Here is an 11,848-nt window from a genome sequence, read left to right as displayed (position 1 = left end):
CGCCTACAGGTTGCGCGCGATGACCAGCCGCTGGATGTCGCTGGTGCCTTCGTAGATCTGGCACACGCGCACGTCGCGATAGATGCGTTCCACCGGGAAGTCCTTCAGGTAGCCGTATCCGCCCAGCGTCTGGATGGCCGCCGAACACACCCGCTCGGCCATCTCGGAGGCGAACAGCTTGGCCATCGAGGCCTCGGTCAAGGCCGGCCGGCCGGCGGCGCGCAAGGCCGCGGCATGCAGCACCATCTGGCGCGCGGCGTGGATCTGCGTGGCCATGTCGGCCAGGCGGAACGACACCGCCTGGTGTTCCATGATGGGCTTGCCGAAGGCCTGCCGGTCGCGGGCGTAGTCGCGGGCGCATTCGAACGCCGCCCGCGCCATGCCCACCGACTGCGAAGCGATGCCGATGCGGCCGCCTTCGAGGTTGGACAGGGCGATCCTGTAGCCCTCGCCTTCCTCGCCCAGGCGGTAGGCCGCCGGGATGCGCAGGTCTTCGAAGGCGATCTGGCAGGTGTCCGACGCGTGCTGGCCCAGCTTGTCCTCCACCCGCAGCACCTGGTAGCCCGGGGTGTCGGTGGGCACGATGAACGCGGAGATGCCGCGCTTGCCCGCGCCCGGGTCGGTCACCGCGAACACGATCACGGTCTGGCCGTTGCGGCCGGACGTGATGAACTGCTTGGCGCCGTTGAGCACGTAGCCGTCGCCGTCGCGCTGCGCGCGGGTGTGCAAGCTGCTGGCGTCCGAGCCGGCCTGCGGCTCGGTCAGCGCGAAAGCGCCGATGTGCTCGCCGCGGGCCAGCGGCCGCAGGAACTGTTCCTTCTGCGCATCGGTGCCGAATTTCAGGATGGGCATGCAGGCGACCGAATTGTGCACGCTCATGATGGTGGAGCAGGCGCCGTTTCCCGCCGCGATCTCCTCCAGCGCGACGGCGTACGACACGTAGCCGCTGTCGTTGCCGTCCCATTCCTCCGGCACCAGCATGCCGAAGAACCCGAGCTGCGCCATCTCGGCGATGGCGTCGGCGGGATAGTGAGGGTCGCGGTCCCAGCGCTCCGAATCGGGCGCCAGGCGTTCCTGCGCAAACCGGCGCGCCATTTCCTGGACGCTCTGCTGTTCTTCCGTCAAAAGCATGCTTGTCTCTCCTGGGTGCGCCGGCCGGCGTGCGGGATCGCCGCCAGGCTCTGTCTGCGCGAAAACGGGGCCCGTCGTGGGGGCCCCGCATGACTGCCAGAATATACCGCGCCCGCCCGCTCTCAGGCGCGCGGCGCGTCCTGTTCGGCGCGCTGGCGGGCCGGGCCGACCGCCCGGCTCAGGTTGTAGGCCGTGTTCACCAGGCCGATGTGCGAAAAGCCCTGCGGGAAATTGCCGACCAGCCGCCTGCGGACCACGTCGTATTCCTCGGACAGCAGGCCCAGGTCGTTGCGCAGCGACAGCAGCCGCTCGAAGAGGCGTTCGGCGTCGTCCAGCCGGCCCTGCATCACGTAGGCGTCCGCCAGCCAGAAGCTGCACGCGAGGAACACGCCCTCTTCGCCCTCCAGGCCGTCGTCGGTATGGTCCGTGGAATAGCGCCGCAGCAGCCCGTCGTGCAACAGCCCGCGCTCGATGGCCCGCACCGTGCCCGCCACGCGCGGATCGTCGGCGGGCAGGAAGCCCACCTGGGGAATCAGCAGCAGGCTGGCGTCCAGCGCCGCCGACCCATAACTCTGCACGAAGCAGCCGCGCTCGGCGTCGTAGCCGTGTTCGCAGATGTCGGCGCGGATCTGTTCGCGCAGGCGGCGCCAGGCCGCCACCGGGCCTTTCAGGCCGAAGCGTTCGCAGCCCTTCACCGCGCGGTCGAACGCCACCCAGCACATCAGCCGCGAATGCGTGAAGGCGCGCCGTTCGCCGCGCACTTCCCAGATGCCGTGGTCCAGGTCCATCCATCGGCGCGCCAGCGGTTCCAGCAGCACCTTCTGCAGGCGCCACGCTTCGGCCAGCGGCGCCAGGTCCGCCACGCGCGCGGCGTACAGGGTTTCGATGAGTTCGCCGTAGACGTCGAGCTGATTCTGTCCCGATGCGCCGTTGCCGCTGCGCACCGGCAGGCTGGACGCGTAGCCCGGCAGCCAGGGAATCTCCAGTTCCGGCAGCCAGCGCCCGCCGGCGATGCCATACAGGATCTGAAGTTGGTCGGGATGCCCGGCCACCGCCCGCAGCAGCCATTGCCGCCAGGCCTCGGCCTCTTCGCGGTAGCCGGCGTTGAGCAGCGCGTAGAGGGTCAGCGCCGAATCGCGCAGCCAGCAATGGCGGTAGTCCCAGTTGCGGTTGCCGCCCAGCGCCTCGGGCAGCGAGGTCGTGGGCGCGGCGATGATGCCGCCGGTCGGCTGGAAGGTCAGCAGTTTCAGCGTGATCAGCGACCGCAGCACCGCGTCGCGCCGCGCGTCCGCCGGTCCGTCCCAGTGGCAGCGCTTGGCCCATTCCTGCCACCAGGAGATCGTGCGGTCCATGCTTTCGACGCGGTCCGGCACGAAGTGCGGAGTGCGGTGCGAACGGTGGTACGACAGCGTGAAGGGCACCACGCGCCCCTCGTGCACGCTGAAGCGCGCCGTGGTCTTCAGATCGTGCCCTTCCAGTTCCACGGGCGTATGCAGTTCGACCGCGTCCGGCCCGGCGATGGCGCTCAGGCCGTAGTCGCGGCGCCGCACCCAGGGCACGGCCTGGCCGTAGTTGAAGCGCAGCACCAGGTCCATGTCCATCTGCACGTGGCCCGATTCGCCGCGCACTACCCGCACCACGTCCACGCGCTCGTCGTCGTCGCTGAGCGGCATGAAGTCATACAGCGTGGCGGCCCCGGAGGCGGTCTCGTAGCGCGTTTCCAGCACGGCGGTGTCGGGCACGTACCGCCGCGAGACCGCGGCGTCCTTGTCGTGCGGGGCGATGCGCCAGCGCCCGTGGCGCTGGTCGCCCAGCAGCGCCGCGAAGCAGGCCGGCGAATCGAAATGCGGCAGGCAGAGCCAGTCGATGGACCCGTCGCGCGCGACCAGCGCGGCGGAGAGCATGTTGCCGATGAGCCCGTAGTCCTCCAGCGGTTTGGACATCAGCCCGCTCCGCGGAATTCCGGATACAGCGTCATTCCGCCATCCACGAACAGGGTCGTGCCCGTGACGTAGTCGGACGCGTCGCCGGCGAGCCACAGCGCGGCGCGCGCCACGTCTTCGGGTTCGCCGATGCGGCCGTAGGGAATCAGCTTGAGCAGATTGGCCAGGCTGTCGGGCGTGTCCCAGGCGGGCCGGTTGATGGCGGTGCGGATGGCGCCCGGCGCGATCGAATTGACCCGGATCCTGGCGGGCGCCAGTTCCTGGGCCAGGGATTTCATCAGCAGGGACACGCCGCCCTTGGAGGCCGCGTAGTTCACCTGGAACGCCCAGGGAATGACTTCATGGACCGAGCTGATGAAAAGAATGTTGCCCTGGGCCAGGCCCTGCCGAGCCGGATTCGCGGGCTGCGTCTCGAAAGCCCGGGCCGCCGCGCGGGCGCACAGGAAATGGCCCGTGAGGTTCACGTCGATCACCCGCCGCCAGTCGTCCAGCGTCATGTCGGCGATGGGCGAAGGATGCTCGATGCCCGCGTTGTTGACGAGGATGTCCAGCCGCCCGAAATGCCGGGCCGCCTGTTCGAACAGGTGGTCCACCTCGGCTTCCCGGCTGATGTCGGCCGCCGCGGCCACGGCGTGGCCGCCCAGGCGCTGGATGTCTTCCACCACCACGGCCGCGCGCGCCTGCGAATCGCCGCCCGCCCGGTGATTGACCACCACGCGCGCGCCCGCCTCGGCCAGCGCGATGGCGATGGCCCGGCCGATGCCCGACGACGCGCCGGTGACCAACGCGACGCGCCCTTGAAGGTCTGAACCCTGCCGCATGCCGCCTCCTGCGCGGCGCGCGCCTGGCGCCGCCGCTCGGTGTACGAGTCAATCAGGTTAGTCCCACCCTTCCGCAGGCACAACCCCGATGCGCAACAGGGTTTTACATGGCGGGCGCGACGGCGGCCCCGGCGATGCCGTGGCGCGCGAGCGCCTCCCCGACGAAGCCGCTCACCTTCATCTCTTCGACGAAATCCGATAGCGCCTTCTGCGCCTCGGCCCCCCGGCTCCGGGGCAGGCCCATCGCCTGCCGTATGGTCATGAAGCTGCCGGGCAGCAGCCGCAGGCCCGCGTGCTTCCGCGCGTCCGCCTCCAGTTGCTGGAGCACGCCCGCGGCCACGTCGGCGCCCTCGGCCAGGAACGTGGCGACGACGGACGGGGAAGTCGGCGCGCGCGTGATCGTGGCCCGCTTCAGTTCGCGCGTCAGGAACAGGTCGTACGCGCTGCCCTTTCCGACGGTGACGCGGTGGCCCTCGCGGTCGACCTCTTCCAGCGCCCGCAGCGGCGACTGCTCGCGCACCAGGTAGGCGCCCTGGATGAGCACGTACGCGTCGGTGAAGGCGATGCCCGCGGCGCGCAGCGGATCGATGGCGAAAAAGCCGATGTCGGCGTCTTCCCGGCTTACCGTTTCCACCGACGCGCCCGCGCTGTCCAGCACGACCAGGTCCAGGGGAACGTCCAGCTTGCGCGCGAACGCCCGCGCCAGGTCGACGGACACGCCCGCGGGCTGGCCGGACGCATCGCGCCCCGCGAGGATGGGGTTGCCCAGGTTGATGGAAGCGCGCAGGCGGCCCGTGGGCGCGAAGGTGGAAACGATGCGATTGTCCAGTTTCATGATTGCAAGCAAAGAAGAAGGGTTCAGGCGCTGCAGCGGCCCAGGGCGCCGCCGCAGCAAAGGTCGATGCGCACCGGCTCCAGCGTGTCGCCGAACCAGGCGTTGAGCGCCGCGCGGCGTTCCCCGACGTAGACGGGCTGCCCGGCGTCGTCGAGCGTCATGCCCAGGTCGTGGCCGGGCACCAGCAAGGTTCCGGGCACCTTGCGCCACAACTCCCAGATGCGCTCCAGCGTGGCGCGGCTGGCGGCCATGTCCGCGGTATCGTTGACGCTGCCCGACAACAATTCCGCGCGGTTCTTGGCGGCGTCCCCGGTGAACAGGACCGGCTGCCGGCGGGCGTCCACGTAGAACAGCAGGTGGCCGGGCGTATGGCCCGGCGAGGCGATCGCGCGCATCCCGGGCAGGAATGCGTCGCCGTCGCGGATCCGGCGGACGCGCTCCGAGACCGCCAGCTCGCGCACGTACAGCTCGGGCAGCGGATTGAATCCCGGAGGCTGGGCCGCCGCCCAGGCCAGTTCCTCTTCGCCTATCCAGACCTGGGCATTGGGAAACAGCGTGAAGTTGACGGCATGGTCGTAGTGCGCATGCGTCAGCACCACGTCCGTGATGTCGGCCGCCGCCACGCCGCAGCGTCCGAGGTGCTGGCCCAGCAGGTGCCGCACGCCGAAGGCGCCCACGTCCACCAGAATATTGCGGCCGCCGCCTCGCAGCAGCGTCGTCGTGCTCCAGCCCAATCCGCCGTGGCACAGCGAACGGCCCGGATAGCCCTGTATCAATACGTCGACGTCGTACATGGCCTACTCCGCCTGGACGCGCGCATCGGCGATCAGCTTGCGGTAGCGCAGCAGGTCTTCCTGGATCTGGCTGGCGAATTCCTGCGGGGTGCCCGCCACGATCTCGTTGCCGCCCTCGGTCTGGAGCTTCTGGACGACGTCGGGCAGGCGGGCGGCGCGCACCACTTCCTCGTGCAGCCGCGCGATGATTTCCGGATCCGTTCCCGCCGGCGCCAGCAGCCCCTGGAACTGCGTCACCACGAAGTCCCGGTATCCCAGTTCCTCCATGGTCGGAATATCGGGCAAGGCCTCGGCGCGGCGCGGGCCGGACACGGCATAGCCGCGCAGCTTGCCCGAGCGCAGGTGCGGCGTGGCCGTCACCACGGTATCGAAAGTGAAGCTCAGTTGTCCGCCCAGCACGTCGGTCAGGGCCTGCGCATTGCCCTTGTACGGGATGTGCGTCAGTTGCGTCTGCGTCATGACCGACAGCAGCTCGCCGGCCAGGTGGCCGCCCGCCCCCACGCCCGCCGAACCGTAGCTCAGTTGCCCGGGCTTGGCGCGCGCGGCGGCGATCAGGTCGTCGACGCTGTGGATCGGCGATTGCTGCGGCACGACCAGCACGTACTGGTAGCTGGTGATCTGGCTGATCGGCGCCAGGTCCGCGACGGGATCGTAGGGCGTCTTGCGATACAGCGACGGGTTCACGACCAGCGGCCCGCTCGCGTCCAGCAGCAAGGTGTAGCCGTCCGGCGCCGCCTTGGCCACGTAGTCCGTGCCTATCATCCCGTTGGCGCCGGGCTTGTTCTCGACGACGAAGGCCGCGCCCATGCTGACCGACATTTTCTGCGCGATCACGCGGGCCGTGATGTCGGCCGCGCCGCCCGCGACGTAAGGCACGATCACGCGCACCGGCTTGCTGGGATAGCCCGCCGCCTGCGCGGATGCCGTCAGCAGCGCGCCCGCCACGGTCGCGGCGATTGCGGCTATGTTCTTCATGTTTGTCTCCGTATTGGTATTGCCGGCGGGCGTCAGGCCGCCGGCGCGTCCGCGTGGCGGCGCAGCAGCGCCAGGACTTCCGCGCTCAGCGAAATGCCCTGCTCCTTTTGCCGCGCCATCTTCGCCAGTTCGATCTCGCCCGGCTGGATCACGGGCCTTGCGGGATCCGCCGGCGCGCTGTCATGCAGGATCCGCGCGAAATCGTTCATGCGCTCGGTGAGCCATTGCGCCGACCCGAGCCGGCGCGTATCGATCAGCAGGAAGAAATGCCCCAGGTCCTGCGGCTGGTCCGGCGCGTCCACCCATGACTTCACGTGCGTCAGGTAGGCGGCGTTGGACAACAGCCCCGCGAACAGATCGACCATCAAGGCCAGGCCGTAGCCTTTGTGCCCGCCGATCGGCAGCAGGAAGCCGTCGAGCGCGGCCTTGGGGCTGGTCGTCGGCTTGCCGGCCGCGTCGGTGGCCCAGGTGTCCGGGATCTCCTGCCCCGCCTTCAAGGCATTGCGGATCTTGGCGCGCGCCACCACGCTCATGGCCATGTCCAGCAGGAAATGCGCGCCGCCGGGATTCGGCACGGCAAAGCCGATGGGGCTGTTGCCCACCCGCGCGTCGGTGCCGCCCCAGGGCGCGATGGTGGTGGTCGCGTTGCTGCCGATGATGCTGGCGTAGCCCGCTTCCGCGGCGATCAGGCCATAGGGCGAAATGGGCCCGAAATGGTTGCTTTGCCGCGCGAAGGCCATGCCGATCCCGCATTCGCTCGCCGCCTCCATCGCGGCGCGCAGGGCGTGCATGCCGACCAGCGGCCCCACGCCGTTGTCGCCGTCGACCAGGCGCAGGCCGGGCGCGGGCCGTTCCACGCGGATATGGGCGCGGGGGTTGATGCCGCCCACGCGCAGCCGTTCGCCGTACGATTCGATGCGGCTCAGGCCGTGGGTGGACAGGCCGAACAGGTCCGCCAGCACCAGCACCTGAACCACGTCGGCGGCGTCCTGCCGCGGCAGGCCCAGGCTTTCGAATGCGCGCATGCCCAGTTCGGTCAGCTCGCCTTCGGGGATCGGGGGGGTATCTTGCGGTTGGGTACTCATGAATGTGCTTCCTGGGAAGTAACGGAAATGCGGAGGTGTCGGGTCATTCGGAGGACAGGCGCGCGTCGCGCACCACCTTCCCCCAGCGGCGCTCTTCGGCGTCGATGAAGGCCGCGAATTCGGCGGGCCCGGCCCCGGAGGCTTCGCTCGCGTCGTGGGCAAGCCGTTCGCGCACGGAGTCGGTGCCCAGCGCCTTGACGGCCGCCTGGTGCAGGCGTTCGACCACGGGCGCCGGCGTGCCGGCGGGCGCCAGCAGGCCGAACCATTGGGAACTCTCGAATCCGGGATAGCCCTGCTCGGCCACGGTGGGCACGTCGGGCAGCACCGGCAGGCGGCGTTCCGACCCCACGGCCACGATGCGGATCTTTCCCGCCTGGGCGTGCGGCAGCAGCCCGGGAGTGCCGGCCGCCGCAGCGTCGATATTGCCGGCCAGCAGGTCGCTCACCTGGGCGCCGGTCCCTTTGTAGGGCACGTGGACCACGTCGATGCCGGTCGCCGTCTTGAGCATCTCGAACGCCAGATGGCCCGCGCTGCCGTTGCCGGCGGATCCGTAGTTCAGGGCGCCGGGACGGGCGCGCGCCAGGGCCACGAATTCGGGCAGCGTCGACGCCTGGACCTTGCCGCCCACCGCGAACACCATCGGCAGCTTGGCCAGCAGCACGATGGGCGCGAAGTCGCGGCGCGGGTCGTAGGGCAGCTTGGGCACCATGGACGGGTTCACCGCCAGCGTGCCCACGTGGCCCAGGATGAGCGTGTAGCCGTCGGGCGCGGCGCGGGCCGCTTCCATCGTCGCGATCATGCCCTGGCCGCCGCCCTTGTTCTCCACGATGACCTGCTTGCCCAGGTCGCGCGACATTTCCACGGCCACGGCGCGGGCCACCACGTCCGAGCTTCCGCCCGGGCCATAGGGCACCAGCAGCCGGATCGGGCGCTGGGGCCAGTCGCCGCCCTCGGCATGGGCGGCGGGCGCGGACAAGAGCATCAACGGGGCGCAGGCCAGCGCAAGAACAAGCTGCCGGCGTAGGCGGCGGACGCGAATCATGGGGTCGTCTCCTGTGAATGCCGCGCTCGGGGCGGCTTGGGAGACATGATGCGCAGCGCGCACAGTAGTGTAAAGTGCAAAAATTAGATCAATTCTTGTCCAAAACGCATGAAATTCGATTTGGCCGATCTGCGCGCCTTCCTGGCCGTCGCGGACCTGGGCAGCTTCCGGGCCGCTTCCGAAGCCCTGCACCTTTCGCAGTCGGCGCTGTCGCGCCGCGCCGACAAACTGGAAGCCGCGCTCGGCGTGCAGTTGCTGACGCGCACCACCCGCAAGGTCGAACTGACGACCCTGGGACGCGGGTTCGTGCCGCGCGCGCGCAACGTGCTCAATGAACTGGAAAGCGCCCTGGTCGGCATACAGGACGTGGCCGAGCGCCTGTCGGGCCTGGTCACCATTGCCTGCGTGCCCTCGGCGGTGGCCTACTTCCTGCCCGGCGTGATCCGCAGCTATCACGAGCAGTATCCCCGCATCCGCATCCGGATCATCGACGAGTCCTCGTCGCAGATCCTCACGGCGGTCGCGCGCGGCGATGCCGATTTCGGCCTGACCTACATCGGCGCGAACGACGCGGACATCGAATTCAAGCCGTTGCTGGAAGAACCGTTCGTGGCGGCGGTCAGCCGCGAGCACCCGTTCGCCAGGCGAGAGTCGGTCACCTGGGCCGACCTGAACGCCCATCCCTACATCAGCCTGGCCCAGGGCAGCGGCAACCGCTTCCTGATCGACCAGGCCCTGGCGCACAGCGGCATGCGCCCCCGCCATTTCTGTGAAGTCCAGCACGTGCCGGCGCTGGTCAGCATGGTCGAAGCGGGCCTGGGCGTGGGCGTCGTGCCGCGGCTCGCCATGCCCGCGGGGGGACACGCCGCGCTGGTCAGCGTGCCGCTGCGCGAGCCCGCCATCACTCGGACCATCGGATTGATCCATTGCCGGGGCAAGGAGATCAATCCGGTGGCCAAGCTGTTTTACGACCTGCTGGCGGCCAGGGTCGGGGCGCGGCAGGATGCCTGATCGCGCCCCGAGGGATGCCGGTGCCCCGGCCCCTTACCTGACCTTGCCCTCCTTCCACGCGTCCAGCAGCTTTTCATAAGGAATGGTCTCGCCCTTGGGCTTTTCGTTGGCGAGCTTCTTCCAGGGCGCGTGCTGGTCGGACAGCCACTTGGCGGGGTCGCTCCGGGCGTTCAGCTTCGGCGCGCACTGCGCCATCCCGGCGCGCTCCAGCCGCGCCATGACCTGGTCCATTTCGTTGGCCAGGCTGTCCATGGCGGCCTGCGGCGTCTTTTCTCCGGTGACCGCGGTCGCGACGTTCTTCCACCAGAGCTGCGCCAGCTTCGGATAGTCGGGCACATTGTTGCCGGTGGGCGTCCACGCCACGCGCGCGGGGCTGCGGTAGAACTCGATCAGGCCGCCGTAGTTCGCCGCGTTCTTGGTGAAGAACTCGCTGTGGATGTCGCTGTCGCGGATGAACGTCAGGCCGGTGATGGACTTCTTCAGCGACACCGATTTGGACGTGACGAACTGCGCGTAGAGCCAGGCCGCCGCCATCTTGTCCGGGTTGGTGGATTTGAAGAAGGTCCAGGAACCCACGTCCTGGTAGCCGTTCTGCATGCCGTCCTTCCAGTACGGGCCATAGGGCGACGGGGCCATGCGCCACTTCGGCGTGCCGTCGTCGTTGACCACCGGCAGGCCCTTCTTGGTCATGTCGGCGGTGAAGGCCGTGTACCAGAAGATCTGCTGGGCGATCTGCCCCTGGGCGGGCACCGGGCCGGATTCCGAGAAGGTCATGCCCATGGCCTGCTGCGGCGCGTACTTCTTCATCCAGTCCACGTACTTGGTCAGCGCGTAGACCGCGGCCGGGCTGTTGGTGGCGCCGCCGCGGGCCACCGACGCGCCCACCGGCGTGCACTTGTCGTCGGCCACGCGGATGCCCCATTCGTCCACCGGCATGCCGTTGGGCAGGCCCTTATCCGCGGCGCCGGCCATGGATAGCCAGGCGTCGGTGAAGCGCCAGCCCAGGGACGGGTCCTTCTTGCCGTAGTCCATGTGGCCGTAGACCTTCTTGCCGTCCAGTTCCTTGACGTCGTTGGAGAAGAAGTCGGCGATGTCCTCGTAGGCCGACCAGTTGGTGGGCACGCCCAGGTCGTAGCCGTACTTGGCCTTGAACTTGTCCTTCAGGTCCTGGCGCGCGAACCAGTCCGCGCGGAACCAGTACACATTGGCGAACTGCTGGTCGGGCAACTGGTAGAGCTTGCCGTCGGGCGCCGTGGTGAACTTGGTGCCGATGAAGTCCTTTAGGTCCAGGTTGGGGTTGGTCCATTCCTTGCCCGCGCCGGCCATGTAGTCCGACAGCGGCAGGATGGCGCCGTAGCGGTAATGGGTGCCGATCAGGTCCGAATCGGAGATCCAGCCGTCGTAGATGGACTTCCCGGACTGCATGGAAGTCTGCAATTTCTCCACGACGTCGCCTTCCTGGATCAGGTCGTGGTTGACCTTGATGCCGGTGATCTCCGTGAAGGCCTTGGCCAGCGTCTTGGATTCGTACTCGTGCGTGGTGATGGTCTCGGACACCACGCTGATTTCGTTGACTCCCTTTGCCTTGAGCCTGGCCGCGGCGTCGATGAACCACTTCATCTCGGCCATCTGCTGGTCCTTGGACAGCGTAGAGGGCTGGAACTCCGAATCGACCCACTTCTTCGCCTCGGGCTCGCCGGCCCATGCTCCCGACGTTCCGATCAGGGCGATAGCGGCCGCCATGGCGTGCATGCGCAATTTCATGACCTGTCTCCTCGATAAGCCTTCCCCTATATTTGCTGCGGACCGCGGGCCGGGGAAGACGCTGGCCGATAGTCCTTCCGTACCGATTGCATAACAGAGGGGTCTGGCGCCCCTCTTCAGCCCTTCCTCATGACGAACGCCAGCACCAACATCGACGCGGCGAACCCGATCCACACAGACGGGGGCTCGTCCAGCGACAGCCATTCGGCCGCCTTCTCGCCGAACCCCACGAAGGCCAGGTTGACCCAGGCCGCCGCCATCAGGCCGATGAACAGGCGGTCGCCCCGGGTGGTGCGCAGGGGCAGGAAGCCCTTGCGCTCGACCGTGGGCGATTTCAGTTCCCACACCGTCATGCCGACCAGCATCAGGACGATGCAGGAAAAGAACACGGCGACGGGGGTGGTCCATACCATCCAGCTAAACATGGGGCAGCCCTCCCGCTGGCTT

Annotated in this window: 11 protein-coding genes; 1 reads left to right on the top strand and 10 read right to left on the bottom strand. The window is 68.6% G+C overall.

Annotation, left to right across the window (positions count from 1 at the left end):
* Positions 1–3: 3 nt before the first annotated feature.
* The 8 genes from AVE30378_RS10035 to AVE30378_RS10000 all read right to left on the bottom strand — a co-directional run bounded on the left by AVE30378_RS10035 (position 4) and on the right by AVE30378_RS10000 (position 8,626).
* Positions 4–1,131: an acyl-CoA dehydrogenase family protein gene (locus AVE30378_RS10035; protein WP_129240707.1), complete on the bottom strand. Its 1,128-nt coding sequence runs from the start codon at positions 1,129–1,131 to the stop codon at positions 4–6.
* A 122-nt stretch (positions 1,132–1,253) separates the two neighbouring features.
* The gene (locus AVE30378_RS10030) at positions 1,254–3,074 is read right to left on the bottom strand and encodes a glycoside hydrolase family 15 protein (protein WP_129240706.1); all 1,821 of its coding nucleotides are present in this window, start codon (positions 3,072–3,074) and stop codon (positions 1,254–1,256) included.
* Complete coding sequence (locus AVE30378_RS10025) at positions 3,074–3,895, bottom strand: glucose 1-dehydrogenase (protein ID WP_129240705.1); 822 nt, start codon at positions 3,893–3,895, stop codon at positions 3,074–3,076. Before AVE30378_RS10025 ends, AVE30378_RS10030 begins: the two co-directional genes overlap by 1 nt.
* A 103-nt stretch (positions 3,896–3,998) precedes the next feature.
* Complete coding sequence (locus AVE30378_RS10020) at positions 3,999–4,730, bottom strand: ABC transporter substrate-binding protein (protein WP_129240704.1); 732 nt, start codon at positions 4,728–4,730, stop codon at positions 3,999–4,001.
* Positions 4,731–4,753: 23 nt separating this feature from the next.
* Positions 4,754–5,524, bottom strand: coding sequence for an MBL fold metallo-hydrolase (locus AVE30378_RS10015; protein ID WP_129240703.1), 771 nt, complete (start codon positions 5,522–5,524; stop codon positions 4,754–4,756).
* Between the two features lie 3 nt (positions 5,525–5,527).
* Positions 5,528–6,499 (bottom strand): Bug family tripartite tricarboxylate transporter substrate binding protein, encoded by a 972-nt coding sequence (locus AVE30378_RS10010; protein WP_129240702.1) that lies wholly within the window; start codon positions 6,497–6,499, stop codon positions 5,528–5,530.
* Between the two features lie 32 nt (positions 6,500–6,531).
* Positions 6,532–7,584 carry an Ldh family oxidoreductase gene (locus tag AVE30378_RS10005; RefSeq protein WP_129240701.1) on the bottom strand — a complete coding sequence of 351 codons (1,053 nt, stop codon included), beginning with the start codon at positions 7,582–7,584 and terminating at the stop codon, positions 6,532–6,534.
* A 43-nt stretch (positions 7,585–7,627) separates the two neighbouring features.
* Positions 7,628–8,626 carry a Bug family tripartite tricarboxylate transporter substrate binding protein gene (locus tag AVE30378_RS10000; RefSeq protein ID WP_129240700.1) on the bottom strand — a complete coding sequence of 333 codons (999 nt, stop codon included), beginning with the start codon at positions 8,624–8,626 and terminating at the stop codon, positions 7,628–7,630.
* 108 nt (positions 8,627–8,734) lie between these two features.
* On the opposite strand from AVE30378_RS10000, the gene AVE30378_RS09995 reads away from it, so the two are divergent.
* Positions 8,735–9,637 (top strand): LysR family transcriptional regulator, encoded by a 903-nt coding sequence (locus tag AVE30378_RS09995; RefSeq protein ID WP_129240699.1) that lies wholly within the window; start codon positions 8,735–8,737, stop codon positions 9,635–9,637.
* Positions 9,638–9,670: 33 nt separating this feature from the next.
* Here AVE30378_RS09995 and AVE30378_RS09990 read toward each other — a convergent pair whose 3' ends face one another.
* Together AVE30378_RS09990 and AVE30378_RS09985 are read right to left on the bottom strand one after the other, a co-directional pair.
* The gene (locus AVE30378_RS09990; RefSeq protein ID WP_129240698.1) at positions 9,671–11,401 is read right to left on the bottom strand and encodes an ABC transporter substrate-binding protein; all 1,731 of its coding nucleotides are present in this window, start codon (positions 11,399–11,401) and stop codon (positions 9,671–9,673) included.
* A gap of 116 nt (positions 11,402–11,517) precedes the next feature.
* Entirely contained in the window at positions 11,518–11,826 is a 309-nt protein-coding gene (locus AVE30378_RS09985) for a DUF2160 domain-containing protein (protein WP_129240697.1), read from the bottom strand.
* Positions 11,827–11,848 lie beyond the last annotated feature (22 nt).

Source organism: Achromobacter veterisilvae, from assembly GCF_900496975.1.
Classification (GTDB): Bacteria; Pseudomonadota; Gammaproteobacteria; order Burkholderiales; family Burkholderiaceae_B; genus Achromobacter; species Achromobacter veterisilvae.
The sequence above is the reverse complement of the archived record's forward strand: the minus strand, read 5'-3'. Positions and strand labels throughout refer to the sequence as shown.

Excerpts from the sequence above, each read along its gene's own strand:
- AVE30378_RS10005 (WP_129240701.1), bottom strand. The coding sequence starts at position 7,584 with ATGAGTACCCAACCGCAAGATACCCCCCCGATCCCCGAAGGCGAGCTG.
- AVE30378_RS10010 (WP_129240702.1), bottom strand. The coding sequence starts at position 6,499 with ATGAAGAACATAGCCGCAATCGCCGCGACCGTGGCGGGCGCGCTGCTG.
- AVE30378_RS10015 (WP_129240703.1), bottom strand. The coding sequence starts at position 5,524 with ATGTACGACGTCGACGTATTGATACAGGGCTATCCGGGCCGTTCGCTG.
- AVE30378_RS09995 (WP_129240699.1), top strand. The coding sequence starts at position 8,735 with ATGAAATTCGATTTGGCCGATCTGCGCGCCTTCCTGGCCGTCGCGGAC.
- AVE30378_RS10000 (WP_129240700.1), bottom strand. The coding sequence starts at position 8,626 with ATGATTCGCGTCCGCCGCCTACGCCGGCAGCTTGTTCTTGCGCTGGCC.
- AVE30378_RS09990 (WP_129240698.1), bottom strand. The coding sequence starts at position 11,401 with ATGAAATTGCGCATGCACGCCATGGCGGCCGCTATCGCCCTGATCGGA.
- AVE30378_RS10030 (WP_129240706.1), bottom strand. The coding sequence starts at position 3,074 with ATGTCCAAACCGCTGGAGGACTACGGGCTCATCGGCAACATGCTCTCC.
- AVE30378_RS10025 (WP_129240705.1), bottom strand. The coding sequence starts at position 3,895 with ATGCGGCAGGGTTCAGACCTTCAAGGGCGCGTCGCGTTGGTCACCGGC.
- AVE30378_RS10020 (WP_129240704.1), bottom strand. The coding sequence starts at position 4,730 with ATGAAACTGGACAATCGCATCGTTTCCACCTTCGCGCCCACGGGCCGC.
- AVE30378_RS10035 (WP_129240707.1), bottom strand. The coding sequence starts at position 1,131 with ATGCTTTTGACGGAAGAACAGCAGAGCGTCCAGGAAATGGCGCGCCGG.
- AVE30378_RS09985 (WP_129240697.1), bottom strand. The coding sequence starts at position 11,826 with ATGTTTAGCTGGATGGTATGGACCACCCCCGTCGCCGTGTTCTTTTCC.